Origin of the sequence: Segatella copri (assembly GCF_026015625.1) — a bacterium.
In the GTDB taxonomy this organism is placed as follows: Bacteria; Bacteroidota; Bacteroidia; order Bacteroidales; family Bacteroidaceae; genus Prevotella; species Prevotella copri_H.
Genome location: NZ_JAPDVG010000001.1, coordinates 3,336,794 through 3,352,240, shown reverse-complemented (window position 1 = coordinate 3,352,240; position 15,447 = coordinate 3,336,794). Strand labels below are relative to the sequence as shown.

The following is a 15,447-nucleotide window of genomic DNA, read 5'->3' as shown; positions in this document are numbered from 1 at the left end:
ATTTTTCAGAGAAAAAGATTATAAACATTTAAATAAGAATTGTAGTTATGAATTTTTTAACAAATGACAAACTCGTTATCGTCGGTGCAGGCGGTATGATCGGTTCTAACATGGTACAGAGCGCTTTGATGCTCGGTCTTACTCCAAACATCTGTCTTTATGATATCTTCGAGCCAGGTGTACATGGTGTTTTCGATGAGATTCAGCAGTGCGCATTCCCAGGTGTTAACGTAACTTATACTGTTAACCCAGAGGAGGCTTTCACTGGTGCTAAATATATTATTTCTTCTGGTGGTGCTCCTCGTAAGGAGGGTATGACTCGTGAGGATCTTCTTAAGGGCAACTGCAAGATTGCTGCTGAATTTGGTGACAACATCAAGAAGTACTGCCCAGAGGTTGAGCACGTAGTTGTTATCTTCAACCCAGCTGACGTTACAGCTCTTACTGCACTTATCCACTCAGGTTTGAAGCCAAACCAGTTGACATCACTCGCAGCTCTCGATTCTACTCGTCTGCAGCAGGCTTTGGCCCTCGAGTTCGGTGTACAGCAGGATAAGGTTACTGGCGCTCACACTTATGGTGGTCACGGCGAGCAGATGGCTGTATTTGCTTCTCAGGTTAAGGTTGACGGCAAGCCATTGGCAGAGATGGGTCTTTCTGACGAGCGTTGGGAAGAGATCAAGCACCACACAGTACAGGGTGGTTCTAACATCATCAAGCTCCGTGGCCGTTCTTCATTCCAGAGCCCAGCTTACAATGCAGTTAAGATGATCGAGGCTGCTATGGGTGGCGAGAAGTTCACATTGCCAGCAGGTTGCTATGTAAACTGCGACAAGTGCGGTTTCAAGAACGTAATGATGGCTATGCCTACTACTATCGACAAGACTGGTGTTCACTTCACAGAGCCTACAGGTACTGAGGAAGAGCTCGCTAGCCTCGCTAAATCTTACGAGCACCTTTGCAAGATGCGCGATGAGATCGTAGAGCTCGGCATCGTTCCTCCAGTAGCTGAGTGGAAAGAGATGAACCCTAACTTGTAATTCTCCGCTTCGGATTTTTAGAAGTTAACTCGATAAGGGCTGAATCGTGAAAATGCTTCATGATTCAGCCTTTTTTCATTTATTTTTCCCCTATAGCGACCATTTATCCCCAAATACGCCATATCGTTACATTTTTCTGTAAATCAGGTTATACGAATTTGGCATTATTTTTGTAATTTTGCACACAGAAATAACAAATAAAAAAGGATAATAGAAAATTATGGAATTGATAAAGAACAAATCATTCGGGGGCGAGCGCCCTCTTTTCGGTGCTCACGATGTACGTTTAGAAGATATTACGATTACAGATGGCGAATCGGGCATCAAGTGCTGCCAAAACATAGAATGCCACCATTCCAAGTTTTATGGCAAATACCCTTGGTGGCATGTGGACGGTTCCCTTATCACAGACTGCTACTTCGCCCCAGAAAGCCGTTCGGCCATCTGGTATAGTGATAATATGGTGATGAAAGACTGCACCATCGATGGACCTAAGTTCTTCCGCGAAATGAAGAATCTGGATTTGGAGAACGTAAACATCACAGATGCTGATGAGACTTTCTGGAAGGTAGATGGCTTGAAACTGAAGAACGTAAAACTCCACGATGGAACTTATCCATTCATGTTCTCCAAGAATATCTATGTAGACGGACTTGAGAGCGACTCTAAATATGTATTCCAATACTGCAGAAATGTGGAGATTCACAACGCAAAGATTACAACCAAGGACAGTTTCTGGGAATGCGAGAATGTAACCGTCTATGATTCGGAACTGAATGGTGAGTATCTGGCCTGGCACAGCAAGAACATCAAGTTCGTACGTTGCCACATCAGCGGCGAGCAGCCTCTCTGCTACATGGACCATGTAACTCTGGAAGATTGCACCTTTGATAAGGAATGCGACCGTGCCTTCGAGGATTGCACCAACATCGATGCACAGATCAAGGGAAGCATCACCAATATCAAGAACCCTATCTCCGGAAGAATCGAGGCAGACGAAGTGGGAAGCGTAACATATACTGAGTTTGCCAAAGCGCCAAAGGGTGCATGTGAAATCACAGATAAATCGAAATAGTTTAAGAGGTAATTACAGAAATGACAACAATCAAGTAAATTACTTATTGTTCCCATAACTAATTATTCTTACACTTAACTGAAATCTCCGTTCATAGACATTGAACGGCCGTTCAAAAGCTTTGAATGTACGTTCAATGTCTTTGAACGGAGATTCAAAGTCTATGAACGAAGATTTCAATTAGGAGGAAAAGAGAATTATCCTATATAGATAGAAGAAACAACATAGATAGAAAACAAATATGAAATACAATTTTGATGAAATCATCGAACGTCGTGGAACCAACTCATACAAATGGGATTTGGTGAAGGAAGACGGCGTTATTCCGATGTGGGTAGCAGATATGGACTTCCAGACAGCTCCCTGCATCATCGAAGCCCTGCAGAAGCGTGTAACTCATGGCATCTTCGGCTATACCCTCGTACCTGATTCTTATTACGAGGCTATCATCAGCTGGTTCTCCCGCCGCCACCAGTGGAAGATAGAGAAAGACTGGATTCTCTATACTTCAGGCGTTGTACCAGCCATTTCTTGCTGTCTGAAAGCCATCTGCATGCCTGGCGAAAAGGTATTGGTACAGACACCTGTCTACAATTGCTTCTTCTCCTGCATTACAAACAGCGGCTGCGAAGTAGTAGAAAACGAACTGAAACGTGTGGGCAACTGCACTTATGAGATAGATTTCGAAGACTTCGAGCGTAAATGTGCCGATGAGAAGACCACAGCCTTCATCCTCTGCAATCCTCACAATCCAGCCGGAAGAGTGTGGAAGAAAGAGGAACTTGAGCGAATGAACGACATCTGTCTCAAGTACGGGGTAAAGGTCATCGCAGATGAAATTCATTGCGAGCTCATCATGCCAGGCTATCAGTATACTCCATTTGCCAGCATCAGCGAAGCTTGCCGTGACAACTGCGTAGTATTGAATTCTCCATCAAAGTCATTCAATATTGCAGGACTTCAGATAGCCAACATTATCTGTCCGGATGCAACATTGCGCCGCCGCATCAACCGCGCCATCAACATCAACGAGGTTTGTGACGTAAACCCATTCGGCGTTATCGCTCTCCAGGCAGCTTACAATGAGGGAGAAGAATGGTTAGATGAATTGAACCAATATCTCTACGAGAACTATCAGGCAGTAAAGGAATTCTTCAATACCGAATTGCCACAAGTTCGCGTTACCCGCCTTGAAGGCACCTACCTGGTATGGCTCGATATCCTGCCATTCGAACTGTCAAGCGACGAGGCTTATGAAAAGCTGATGAACGATGGCAAGGTATTCGTCAACAGTGGTACGATGTATGGCAGAAAGGCTGGTCAGGGCTACCTGCGCCTCAACATCGCCTGTCCTCGCAAGACCCTGATGCAGGGCCTGATCCGCATTGCTCGGGTTCTCAGCCAGTATATGGATGAAGAGGATTTAAGCGGATGCCCTGCATAAAAGAACGAGGAAAGAGAAAAGATTTCTAAATAAAATGTTTAAAACAAGATAAGATGGAAAATGAAGTTTTGAAAGCCATTAAGGAGAGAAGAAGTATTCGTCGCTTCAAGGCAGATCAAATTACCGACGAAGAGTTGAAGACGGTATTGGAAGCCGGCACATGGGCAGCAACAGGTCATGGAACCCAGGAGCCTTTCATCATTGCCGTTCAGAATCCTGAGATTTGCGCCCAGCTTCGCAAGATGAACGCAGAAATCATGGGTGTAGAAAGCGATCCTTACTATGGAGCGCCAACCATCGTTATCGTTCTGGCACCAGAAAGCAACGTTAACGGTGTGAAAGATGGCAGCCTTATCTTAGGAAATATGATGCTTGCTGCCCACTCTATCGGTCTTGCATCATGCTGGATTAACCGTGAAGACGGCATGTTTGCATCAGAAGAAGGCAAGAAGCTGATGAAGGACTGGAATCTTCCAGAAGGTTTGATGGGAGTAGGAGCCTTAGCCTTGGGTTATGCTTCTGCGCATCCTCATACCGTAAAACCAAGAAAAGAGGATTACTACCGCATTATCAAATAAAGGCAGGATGCCTGGTTTACGGCACATACATTTACAAGAAAAGGTCTCATGAAGAAAAACATTCATGAGACCTTTTCTTGTATAGGATACTATAAATTACAACTTTACACTTGCCAAGACCTTATCTGTAGCGCCAGCCAAATGAGCCACGAAGGCACCAGCCTTATCGCCAGCCTGTTTCAGGAAGGCCTCATCATTCATCAGAGAACCCATCAAGCTCGAGAAATCTTCATAGGTATTGATTTCAAAACCTCCACCCGACTTCAGTAAGCCCTGAGCCTCCTGAAACTTTTTGTTGTTCGGACCAAAGATAACCGGCATATTCCATACGGCAGCCTCCAGGGTGTTATGAATACCTACACCAAAGCCACCACCGATATAAGCCACATCACCATAGTTGTACATACTGCTCAACAATCCGAAACAATCGATGATCAAGACATCAGCCTCCGCTGCTTCTTCAGGAGTAGTTTGCGTATAGCGCACCACCTTCTTGCCCTTTATCAGAGAAAGAATCAACTTCAGATGCTCTTCAGCGATGACATGAGGAGCAATCAGCAGGCGCCAATCCTTATGCTCATTAAAGAAAGGTATAAAGATATTCTCATCTGGTGGCCAAGAACTACCGGCAACAAATACCTTGAAATCATGATGAGGTACATCAGCAGACTGAGATGAAGCTACTCCTGTTCTGAAAGCCTCGCAAATCGGCAATTGCTTGGCAGCCTCCTTTATCTGGAGAACACGGTCGAAACGGGTATCGCCTACCACATCCACAGCCGTGATGCCTATACCTTCGAGCAATCGCTTACTCTCTTCGTTCTGTACGAAGAAACGGGTAAAGCACTTCAGCACTCCAGCATAGTTTCTGCCATACCATTTGAAGAACACCTGATCCTCGCGGAAGATACTGCTCACGCTATAAGTAGGAATGTTGCGATGCTTCAGGATATGAAGGAAATTAGACCAGAACTCATACTTGATGAAGAAAGCCATCACAGGACGTACCAGTCTAAGGAAACGGATGGCGTTCAACCGAGTATCCACCGGCATATAACAGATGATATCAGCTCCCTCATAGTTCTTGCGCACCTCATAACCTGAAGGAGAATAGAAGGTAAGCAAAATCTTATACTGAGGATAGTCCTTGCGGATACGTTCCATCAAAGGTCGTCCCTGTTCAAACTCACCGAGCGATGCAGCATGAAACCAAATGTACTTAGCGTTAGGATCCACCTTCTGCTTCAATATTTTGAAAGCCTCACGCTCACCACGCCACATCTTGCGCACCTTTTCATTGAACAGACTTGCAATGGCTATGCCCCAAAGGACGAAATATATTACGATATTATAGATCATAATATTTCTTTATATTGGTTACTATCTATAAATACGTGAACTCTCTGAATAGCCTTCAGCAACATGCTGCAGAAAGCCATTCAGAGAGAAATTATTGTGAATTAACCCAAAACTTCGATTGCCTTGCGAAGACGGCGCAGAGTTTCCTCCTTGCCAAGGAAGGCAGAGATATCGAACATTCCCGGGCCCTTACCCTCACCTACGAGAGTCAGACGGAATGCGTTCATCACATCACCCAGCTTATAGCCCTTATCCTCTACCCATTTCATCACGACAGGTTCCTGACCTTCGATAGAGAAATCCTCAATACCTTCAAGCACATCAGCAAGTTCTGTCATCTGCTGTGCAGAATATTCCTTCCAGCGCTTCTTGGCTGTCTTAGCATCATACTCTGTAGGAGCAATGAAGAAGAAAGAACACAATGGCCACAGTTCATATACAAAGTTCACACGATCCTTCATCATGTGTACCACCTGCTTTACGCGGTCCAGAGTTTCCTCTACACCATTGTTGGCAACAATAGGGGCAAAGAGGTTAGCTATTTCATCATCGCTCTTCATCAGAATGTATTCGTGGTTGAACCAGATTCCCTTCTTGAAGTCGAACTTGGCACCAGCCTTAGAGCAACGTGAAATATCAAAAGCCTTCACCAGTTCATCAAGAGAGAAGATTTCCTGTTCTGTACCAGGATTCCAGCCGAGGAGCGCCAGGAAGTTGACTACAGCCTCTGGGAAGTAGCCACTCTCACGATAACCGGAAGAAACCTCGCCAGTCTTAGGATCATGCCACTCCAGCGGGAATACCGGGAAACCGAGGCGGTCGCCATCACGCTTACTCAGCTTACCTTTACCTTCAGGCTTAAGAAGCAAAGGAAGATGCGCAAAACGAGGCATGGTATCTTCCCAACCGAAAGCCTTATAAAGAAGTACGTGCAAAGGCGCACTAGGCAACCACTCCTCACCACGGATTACATGAGAGATTTCCATCAGGTGGTCGTCTACGATATTTGCCAGGTGATAAGTTGGCAATTCATCAGCACTCTTATAAAGTACCTTATCATCCAGGATATCACTCATTACCTTCACATCACCACGAATCATATCGTTCACGTGAATTTCCTGTCCCGGTTCAATCTTGAAACGTACAGTATACTGCTTTCCGTCAGCAATCAGCTTATCAACCTCTTCCTTAGAAAGAGTCAGAGAGTTGCGCATCTGCATACGAGTATGAGCATCATACTGGAAATTCTGGATTTCGGCACGTTTTGCTTCCAACTCCTCAGGAGTATCAAAAGCAATATACGCCTTATCATTATCCAAGAGCTGCTGAACATACTGCTTATAGATATCACGACGTTCACTCTGGCGATAAGGTCCATGCTCTCCACCGAAACTTACACCCTCGTCAAACTGGATACCCAGCCACTTGAAAGATTCCAGGATATATTCTTCGGCTCCAGGCACGAAACGATGAGAATCTGTATCCTCAATACGGAACACCAGCTCACCTCCATGTTGGCGAGCAAACAAATAATTATACAGAGCGGTACGAACACCGCCAATGTGCAATGCACCCGTTGGACTAGGGGCAAAACGCACCCTTACTTTTCTATCTGCCATGTCTTTTTATAGCTATTTTCAAATTTTTCTGCAAATTTACATCTTTTTTTGCGATTTTAGCCGTTTTTTTTCGTATTTTCGCACTGTAAAACGAAATAAGTAAGAAAAAAGTAGGAAAATGAGCATATTTAACAACCCAGAAGAGAACTATTGGCGCAATTTCGCCACAAAAACGGTTTTGATATTAATTACCGTTGCTATCATTGTTTGGTTCCTTCCTCGCAACGAAGGAAGGATGTTCAGGTACGATGTTGGAAAGCCATGGATGTATGGTTCCGTCATCGCAAAATTTGACTTTCCGATCTATAAGACCGATGAAGCCATCAAGCGTGAACAGGATTCGCTGATGAAGCAATTCCAACCTTATTATACTGTCAATGAATCCATCGGCAGCGAACAGGTGAGCCGTTTCCTGCACGACTTCAGCCAAGGTGTACCAGGTTTGCCAAAAGAATATGTGGGACTCATAGCCCACCAGCTTCAGCGCCTTTATCAGACCGGTATCATCGCTACCACGGAATATAATCGTATCTACAAAGATTCTACCAGTATGATACGAATTATCAACGGAAAGAATGTGAAGAGCGTACCTATCGGTTCGTTCTACTCTACTATTGCCGCTTACGAACGCATCTTCTACGATGAGAAACTGGCAACCCAGCGACAGCTTTTATCCCGTTGCAACCTCAACAATTATGTTGAAGCCAACGTCATATACGATAAGGGAAGAAGCGAGGCAGAGAAAGCCGACATGATGAGCAGCATTCCACTGGCAAGCGGAATGGTGATGAGCGGACAGAAGATTGTGGATCGTGGTGAAGTGATTACGAACAACACCTATCGGGTGCTCAATTCATTCGATAAGGAGATGAAGCGCCGCAGCTCTACCCAGGAAGAGCTGACAACCACTATCATCGGACAGGTACTGTTTATCTTCATTCTTGTCATGCTGTTTACCTCTTATCTCTCACTTTTCAGAAAAGACTATTTTGATAAGCCGCGCAGCATTACCATGCTTTATGCGATGATTACGCTGTTCCCTATCTTTGTGTCACTCATGATGAAACACAATTTCTTCAGTGTCTATATCATCCCATTTGCCATGGCGCCTATCTTCGTACGTGTATTTATGGACTCGCGTACAGCCTTTATCAGCCACGTTACGATGATTCTTATTTGTGCAGCAGCGGTAAAATACCAATACGAGTTTATCATCGTACAGCTGGTAGCAGGTCTTGTTGCTATTTACAGTTTGCGTGAACTCAGCAAGCGCTCGCAGATATTCATCACAGCCCTGTTGGTAACTATAGCCAGCAGTGTAGTATATCTTGCCCTTCAGCTGATGCAGGACAACCAGGTGTTCAACGTAGATGCCAGCATGTATACCTACTTTACCGTAAACGGCATCTTCCTGCTACTCTCTTATCCGCTCATGTACATTATAGAAAAGATGTTTGGATTTACATCTAATGTTACACTTTTCGAGTTGTCAAATACCAACAAGGGATTACTCCGCAACCTGAGTGAGATTGCTCCAGGCACCTTCCAGCATTCTATCACCGTAGGTAACCTGGCAGCAGAGATTGCCAACCGCATCAGAGCTAACAGTCTCCTGGTACGTACCGGAGCACTCTATCATGATATCGGTAAGATGACTAACCCTGTTTTCTTCACAGAGAATCAGGCGGGCGTTAATCCTCACGACCAGTTAAGCGACCTTGAGAGCGCACAGATTATCATAAGCCATGTTTCAGAAGGTCTGAAGATGGCAGAGAAAGTTGGTCTGCCAGGCATCATAAAGGATTTCATCACTACTCATCACGGAACGGGCATCACCAAGTATTTCTATATTAATTACTGTAATGCTCACCCTACAGAGGTGATTGACAAGTCGCAGTTCCAATATCCTGGTCCGAACCCATTTACCCGCGAACAGGCCATCCTGATGATGGCAGATACGGTTGAAGCGGCTTCGCGCTCTCTGAACGAATATACTGAAGAAAGCATCAGTAACCTCGTCAATAAACTCATCGACGGACAGGTGGCAGATGGTTTCTTCAAGGAGTGCCCTATCACGTTCCGAGACATTGCTCTCGCTAAACAAGTACTCATCGAACGACTCAAGGCTATTTACCATACCCGTATTTCGTATCCTCACTTAAACGTAAGACAGAATGCCGGCAAAAAGACGAGTCAGGAGTCTAAAGAACAAGAGTAAAGATACAATTCGTGAAGTTCTTATGCCGTAAAGCGTATAAACGGATATACAAAAAGGTAAAACATAACCGATAAAAGCCCTTTTTCTTGCACAGTTTTTTAAATCTGTGCAAGAGAAAGGGCTTTTTGCGTTAATATGTTTTAAATATTTAATAAAACCAATAGCGAAATAGAACATTATAATTACCTTTGCGGACGTTTTTATTTAATATTATTAAGATGAAGAAACTAAAATTAGTTGGTTTGGCCATTGCGATGGCTTGTGCAACCCCATCTTTTGCAGGCGGTTTGCTCACCAACACCAATCAACATGTAGCATTCAACAGAATGATGAGCCGTGAGGCTTCAATTGGTATCGACGGTGTTTATTATAATCCAGCCGGAGTTGTATTCATGGGTGAAGGTCACCATCTCGCCATCAACTGGCAGTTGGCTTACCAGACACGTAGCATTGAAAATGATTATGCTCTGTTCACAAACAATGTGAACAATCCTATTACTCCTCGTACTTTTAAGGGTAAAGCTTTTGCGCCTGTCATCCCTTCATTCCAGTATGCTTATAATAAAGGTAGATGGTCACTCCAGGCTAGCTTCGCCCTCACGGGTGGCGGTGGCAAGTGTACCTTCGATAATGGTCTTGGCTCTTTCGAGAAGATTGTAGCTGAGACAGCAATGGCTGCTTGCGATTTGGCAGGTGCTGTGGATAAGGTTGCAGCAAAGTATGGCGTACCAGCTGTTTTTACTAGCGATAAGAATTTCGGTAAAGAAGGCAAGTATAGCTACAACAGCTATATGCACGGCCGCCAGTACTACTATGGTCTCTCTCTGGGTGCAGCCTATAAGTTCAGCGACAACTTCAGCGCATTCGCAGGCGTACGAGGTGTCTATGCATCTACTAACTACTACGGATATGTAGAAGATATCAAGGTAGGCAACATGCCTCTCTATAAGGTGCTCGACCCAACCAAGGAAACAGCTGCCAACATTGAGTTGAGCTGTGACCAGAGCGGTGTGGGCTTCACTCCTATTATTGGTGTGGATTTCAAGACTGGCAAGTGGAACTTCGCTGCCAAATATGAGTTTAAGACTCGTATCCGCCTGAAGAACAAGTCAGTAAACCAGGTACCTAGTATCGGTAACCTGCCAGACAACCTCCGCAACGCCTACATTGCAGGTGGTGTACCAGAGGCTGCTGCAAATGCCATCATCGGCAACCCAGATATTCAGGGAGCCATGGGACAGTTGAAGACCGAGTTCGACACCAAGCTCGAAAAAGCTATCGGCGAATATGAAGATGGCAAGAAGATTGCGGGTGATATTCCTGCTTATCTGGCACTCGGTGTTGGCTATAGCCCTGTTGATGCAGTTAGAGTAAACGTTGGTTTCCACTGGTTCGATGACAAGCACGCTACATCTTACAACAACCGACAGGAGAAGTTAAAGCGTGGTACATTGGAGTACAACGCAGGTGTCGAGGTAGACGTAAACAAGAAGATTACCTTGAGTACTGGCTGGCAGAACACCAACTATGGTTTGCCTGATGAGAACCTTGACACACCAGCTTCAAAAAGATACATGGACGACAAATCATTCGTTGTCAGTTCAAACTCTGTAGCAGTTGGTGGTGTATACCACATCAACAAGAAGATGGATTTGAACGTGGCTTACTTCCACACCTTCTATCAGCACAAGAAGACTTCAGAGAATGTAGAACTAATAGGAAAGACCTACAGTTCTGACTACACACGTAACAACAACGTATTCGCAGTAGGTCTTGACATCAACTTCTAAACATAACTACAAATATCATAATTAAAAGGCTACCCGTTCTTGCAACAAGTAACGGATAGCCTTTTTCATTTTATTTACCAATCATATTTTCTTCCATTCTGCCAGAGAAAAGGATGTCCAGGAAACTACAATGGGTCTACATCATAATAAATCTGCAGAGCTCCATATCTCGGATCCTTTCCCATCTGCTGTTGAGCAAACTTCAGATATTCTCTTACCTTCTGCTGATCAATACCATTTTCCAGTTTGATAACAATCTTTCGGATGTTCATCGTCTTAACCCTTGCCACAGCAGGTTTATCGGGTCCCAACACACGCTCGCCAAACCAGCTTCTCAGCGTTTTGCTGAGCTCATGGCTAGCCTGTTCGCATACCTTATCATATTTATGTTTTACATACACATTAATCAGGTGGAAGAAAGGTGGATAATGAAAAGTTCTTCTCTCCTCCAGAATACCCTGATACAAGCCTTCATAATCATTATGCACCACCTGTCCGATGACAGGCAAGGTAGGATTCTTGGTCTGTAGAATCACCAAGCCACGTTTACCTTTTCTTCCAGCTCTACCACTCACCTGTGCCATCATCATGAAAGCATGCTCGTAGGCACGGAAATCGGGATAGTTGAGCATCGAATCAGCATTCAGGATGCCTACTACACTCACCTTATCGAAATCGAGACCCTTAGAAACCATTTGCGTACCTATGAGAAGATTCGTTCTGCCTTCAGAGAAGTCTGCGATAAGACGTTCGTAGGCATTTCGTGTACGTGTTGTATCCAAATCCATTCTGGCAATCTTGGCTTCCGGAAAGATTTCCGCTATCTGGTCTTCTATCTTCTCGGTACCAAAACCGCGTCCCATGATTTCCGTACTGCCACAGTTAGGACATTCCGTAGGAACCGGATAAGTGTAACCACAATAATGGCAAGTCAGCAGGTTGATACTCTTATGCAACGTAAGCGAGACATCACAGTTCTTACATTTCGGCACCCAACCACATACCTTACATTCAACCATCGGCGCAAAACCACGACGATTCTGAAAGAGGATTGCCTGTTGCCCATTCTTCAAAGCCTCTCTTACTGCAGCCAAAAGCTGTGGAGAGAAAGGACCGCTCATCATCTTACGGCGGCGCAAGTCTTTTACATCTACCACCTGAATTTCCGGCAACTGAATACCTTTGTATCTTGTCTTCAGTTCTACCAGTCCATACTTACCTTGCTGCGCATTATAATAACTCTCCATCGAAGGCGTAGCCGTACCCAATAAAGTCTTTGCCCCATACATTTTGGCAAGCACAATGGCAGCACTTCTGGCATGGTAGCGCGGAGCGGGATCCTGTTGTTTAAAGGAAGTCTCGTGCTCTTCGTCTATGATGACGAGTCCCAAATTCTTAAAAGGCAGGAAGACGGCACTTCTTGCACCCAGGATTACATCATAGGGATGATCAGAGAGTTGTTTCTGCCAGATTTCTACACGCTCAGCATCACTATATTTAGAGTGGTAGATGCCCAGCCGGTCACCGAAAACTCTATGAAGGCGCTCCATGATTTGTACGGTCAGAGCGATTTCCGGCAGAAGATAGAGCACCTGCTTATGCTCCTCTATGGCTTTTCTGATAAGATGAATGTAGATTTCCGTCTTTCCGCTGGATGTCACACCATGAAGCAATACAACATCCTTTTTCATCATTTGCATCAGGATTCCATTATAGGCATCTTGCTGAGCCAAGGAGAGAGGTTTAATCAAATCAAGATGAGATTCTCCATTCGTATTCAATCGTCCTATTTCCAATTCATAAGTAAAGAGAATTCCCCTGTCGATAAGCGCCTTGACAACAGCAGCCGTACAATGGCTCTCGTTCATCAGTTCTTCCTTGGTCACTTTTTTTATGCCTTCTCTAGGCGTATCTCCATCAAGACTGTCCCAATGTGAGAGACTCAGAAAGGTGGTTAATGTTTTGGCTTGCTTCAAGGCTCTTTGCACCAGGTTGAGCGCTACATGAAGTGCCTGCTCACTACGGTACGTACTGGCAAGTTCTACATAGAGTTCCATCTTGGGCTTGAATTTCTCTGTAGACTTCAGACCACCAGGCATAGCTGCATTGTAGACATCGCCTAACGGAGCCATATAATAATAGCCAATCCATTGCCACAATCTCATCTGCTGAGGCAACAGCGAAGGCGTATTGTCAAGTATCGCCTCGACAGGTTTGCAGGAGAATGCAGGCTTATCATCATGCAGCCGGGTAGCCATTGCGATATATTTCTTACTTTTCCCAAGAGGAACCAGCAAGCGTACCCCAGGCACAACTTTCCCTTCTATCCCATCAGGGACAGAATAAGTAAAGGTTCCGTCGAGCGGAAGGGGTAATATCACATCTACATACTTCATATCTAATATTCTTTAACCTTGAAATATCCACCATTCAGACTTTCGACTTGCAAAGTTAGCAAAAAAAAAGCAGATACCCATCATCGGATACCTGCTTTTATATATTTTAAGATGTACTAGGCGAGACCATACGATGTTCTCACACATAATCTGTCCTGTTCTTTTACAAGATTAGAACCAATAACCCAAAGCAATCTGCCAACTGTTATTCTTACTGTTACCATTCACAATCTTTTCGCTTGTTTCCTCCCAGGTAACATCTGCAGTCTTACCGCAAGCGATGTTATAGTTTGCAGAGAGCTGGAGATGGCTCAGCAGGGTAACACCCAAACCTACGTTTACACTGAAGTTTGTTTTCTTCAGAGAATAACAGCCTGATTTATTCCACTCGAAGTTCTTGTCACCAACGTTGATACCCCACTGTGGACCAGCGAAAACGAAAACATTAGCCAAACTGCTCAAACCGAAGCCATAACGTACGTTTACTGGGATATTAAGAGATTTCTGAGTCATCGTTGTCTCTGCATCATTTACAGATACCTTAGCTTCCTTCTGATCGTACAAGGCAGCAGCATCAAAACTCAAGCCAACAACAGGGATAGTAACCTTTACCATTGGACCTACAAAGAAACCAGTCTTGTTAGATGCATCGAATACATCGTTACTCAAAGACATGTTAGTAACATCCAAACCGCCCTTCAAACCAAACTTAATCTGGGCATTTGCATTTGTAGCAAACATCATGGCTGCTACAACCATTAATACTGATAAAACTTTCTTCATTCTATATTTACTTTAATTCTAATATAAATTAATGACGCTCTCTACGAACCGTTACCCTAGCTGAGCCACCAGAAGAAACATAGCTTCCTCCTGATCTGCGTTTTTTAACAGTAGAAGTCTTAGCTGGTTTAGATGCAGAACCACTTCTTCTGTTACGGCTTTTCTTCAGAGTCTTGGCATCCATATTCTTTTCTGCCTTGGCAATACTGTCAAGAGAATCCTTCCGAGCCTGATTACCCCAGATATTCTTCTCAAAGGCAGCCAACTCAGCTTCTATGCGTTTCTGTTCCTTCGCCATGGCAGTATCCGAAGGACAGTATTGTGCCAGGGTATTGCCCTGCATATTATTGGTCTTGTAGATTTTACCCTGATACAGATTCTTGGTAAAATAATCTTCTGCGCTCATCACAGCAGCATTGTTCACATTACTGGTCATCAGCTGCTGCTTAGCCAGGAAAGGAGCCAAATCATCATACTTCACCCAGAAGAGCGGATACTTGTTTCCTACATCTCCAAAGTCATCATTACGGGTCATGATAGGGCACAAAGCCAATACCTTGGTATGGAAAGAAGCTGTTTTCTGGTCATAATAAGAAGTCTCCTTCACATAGTACGATTTCACTTCTGCTGACGGAATATCGCTGTCATCAATATGCACCTTTCCATTATCAGTCTTCTCGTAGTAGATATGATAATTATCTACGAATGCTTTCGGAGTAAGACGGTTGGCGGCAGAAAAATCTTCATTACCATCCATACGATACTGATAAACAGGCACTCTACCCGTAAACATCAGTTTAAAGATATAGGTAAAGAGATTCATCTTACCATCTGTTGGCTCTACAGGATAATACAAGGCAGCATTGGCATCATCTGTGAGATTGAGTTCACGATAGATGTCTCTTCTCCAAACCACGTCCTCATCCATCGGAATGGCTGTAGGGAAATAAAGTTTGGCACGCAAGGTCATATTATCAGCATTCGACTGTTGTGCCTTTTGCTGAGCCTGCTTTCTGCGAGCCGCTGGCTGTGCCATGATGCTCTGCACCATTCCCAAAAGCATGAATATGAATAATATCTTTTTCATTACATTGAACTTTGAACATTGAACTTTGAACTTTATGATAAGTAAAGCCGTTGAACTC

Annotated in this window: 11 protein-coding genes; 6 read left to right on the top strand and 5 right to left on the bottom strand. The window is 44.3% G+C overall.

Annotated features, from left to right (window positions below; all coding sequences use genetic code 11):
• Positions 1–47: 47 nt before the first annotated feature.
• The 4 genes from ONT19_RS13880 to ONT19_RS13865 all read left to right on the top strand — a co-directional run bounded on the left by ONT19_RS13880 (position 48) and on the right by ONT19_RS13865 (position 4,137).
• Complete coding sequence (locus tag ONT19_RS13880) at positions 48–1,040, top strand: malate dehydrogenase (protein WP_117586705.1); 993 nt, start codon at positions 48–50, stop codon at positions 1,038–1,040.
• 220 nt (positions 1,041–1,260) lie between these two features.
• Positions 1,261–2,115, top strand: coding sequence for a DUF3737 family protein (locus ONT19_RS13875; protein ID WP_118152775.1), 855 nt, complete (start codon positions 1,261–1,263; stop codon positions 2,113–2,115).
• Positions 2,116–2,356: 241 nt separating this feature from the next.
• Positions 2,357–3,559 carry a MalY/PatB family protein gene (locus tag ONT19_RS13870; RefSeq protein ID WP_264953118.1) on the top strand — a complete coding sequence of 401 codons (1,203 nt, stop codon included), beginning with the start codon at positions 2,357–2,359 and terminating at the stop codon, positions 3,557–3,559.
• 53 nt (positions 3,560–3,612) lie between these two features.
• Positions 3,613–4,137, top strand: a complete 525-nt coding sequence (locus ONT19_RS13865; RefSeq protein ID WP_117586702.1) for a nitroreductase family protein — start codon at positions 3,613–3,615, stop codon at positions 4,135–4,137.
• A 96-nt stretch (positions 4,138–4,233) separates the two neighbouring features.
• On the opposite strand, the gene ONT19_RS13860 is transcribed toward ONT19_RS13865, so the two are convergent.
• Together ONT19_RS13860 and gltX are read right to left on the bottom strand one after the other, a co-directional pair.
• The gene (locus ONT19_RS13860; protein WP_264953416.1) at positions 4,234–5,493 is read right to left on the bottom strand and encodes a 3-deoxy-D-manno-octulosonic acid transferase; all 1,260 of its coding nucleotides are present in this window, start codon (positions 5,491–5,493) and stop codon (positions 4,234–4,236) included.
• Positions 5,494–5,597: 104 nt separating this feature from the next.
• Positions 5,598–7,115 carry a glutamate--tRNA ligase gene (gene gltX / locus ONT19_RS13855; protein WP_022122130.1) on the bottom strand — a complete coding sequence of 506 codons (1,518 nt, stop codon included), beginning with the start codon at positions 7,113–7,115 and terminating at the stop codon, positions 5,598–5,600.
• A 118-nt stretch (positions 7,116–7,233) separates the two neighbouring features.
• On the opposite strand from gltX, the gene ONT19_RS13850 reads away from it, so the two are divergent.
• Together ONT19_RS13850 and ONT19_RS13845 are read left to right on the top strand one after the other, a co-directional pair.
• Positions 7,234–9,333 carry an HD family phosphohydrolase gene (locus ONT19_RS13850; protein WP_117727218.1) on the top strand — a complete coding sequence of 700 codons (2,100 nt, stop codon included), beginning with the start codon at positions 7,234–7,236 and terminating at the stop codon, positions 9,331–9,333.
• A gap of 218 nt (positions 9,334–9,551) precedes the next feature.
• Positions 9,552–11,123, top strand: coding sequence for an OmpP1/FadL family transporter (locus ONT19_RS13845; protein WP_118415819.1), 1,572 nt, complete (start codon positions 9,552–9,554; stop codon positions 11,121–11,123).
• A gap of 125 nt (positions 11,124–11,248) precedes the next feature.
• On the opposite strand, the gene priA is transcribed toward ONT19_RS13845, so the two are convergent.
• From priA to gldN, 3 genes are all read right to left on the bottom strand, one after another.
• Entirely contained in the window at positions 11,249–13,519 is a 2,271-nt protein-coding gene (gene priA, locus ONT19_RS13840) for a replication restart helicase PriA (RefSeq protein ID WP_264953117.1), read from the bottom strand.
• A 171-nt stretch (positions 13,520–13,690) separates the two neighbouring features.
• The gene (locus ONT19_RS13835) at positions 13,691–14,302 is read right to left on the bottom strand and encodes a porin family protein (RefSeq protein WP_119237482.1); all 612 of its coding nucleotides are present in this window, start codon (positions 14,300–14,302) and stop codon (positions 13,691–13,693) included.
• A gap of 28 nt (positions 14,303–14,330) precedes the next feature.
• Positions 14,331–15,389 (bottom strand): gliding motility protein GldN, encoded by a 1,059-nt coding sequence (gldN, locus tag ONT19_RS13830; RefSeq protein WP_119237488.1) that lies wholly within the window; start codon positions 15,387–15,389, stop codon positions 14,331–14,333.
• Positions 15,390–15,447: the final 58 nt, after the last annotated feature.

Bases quoted from the DNA above. Each gene is read 5' to 3' on its own strand.
- ONT19_RS13845 (WP_118415819.1), top strand. From the start codon at position 9,552: ATGAAGAAACTAAAATTAGTTGGTTTGGCCATTGCGATGGCTTGTGCA.
- priA (WP_264953117.1), bottom strand. From the start codon at position 13,519: ATGAAGTATGTAGATGTGATATTACCCCTTCCGCTCGACGGAACCTTT.
- ONT19_RS13875 (WP_118152775.1), top strand. From the start codon at position 1,261: ATGGAATTGATAAAGAACAAATCATTCGGGGGCGAGCGCCCTCTTTTC.
- ONT19_RS13870 (WP_264953118.1), top strand. From the start codon at position 2,357: ATGAAATACAATTTTGATGAAATCATCGAACGTCGTGGAACCAACTCA.
- ONT19_RS13880 (WP_117586705.1), top strand. From the start codon at position 48: ATGAATTTTTTAACAAATGACAAACTCGTTATCGTCGGTGCAGGCGGT.
- ONT19_RS13865 (WP_117586702.1), top strand. From the start codon at position 3,613: ATGGAAAATGAAGTTTTGAAAGCCATTAAGGAGAGAAGAAGTATTCGT.
- gltX (WP_022122130.1), bottom strand. From the start codon at position 7,115: ATGGCAGATAGAAAAGTAAGGGTGCGTTTTGCCCCTAGTCCAACGGGT.
- gldN (WP_119237488.1), bottom strand. From the start codon at position 15,389: ATGAAAAAGATATTATTCATATTCATGCTTTTGGGAATGGTGCAGAGC.
- ONT19_RS13835 (WP_119237482.1), bottom strand. From the start codon at position 14,302: ATGAAGAAAGTTTTATCAGTATTAATGGTTGTAGCAGCCATGATGTTT.
- ONT19_RS13850 (WP_117727218.1), top strand. From the start codon at position 7,234: ATGAGCATATTTAACAACCCAGAAGAGAACTATTGGCGCAATTTCGCC.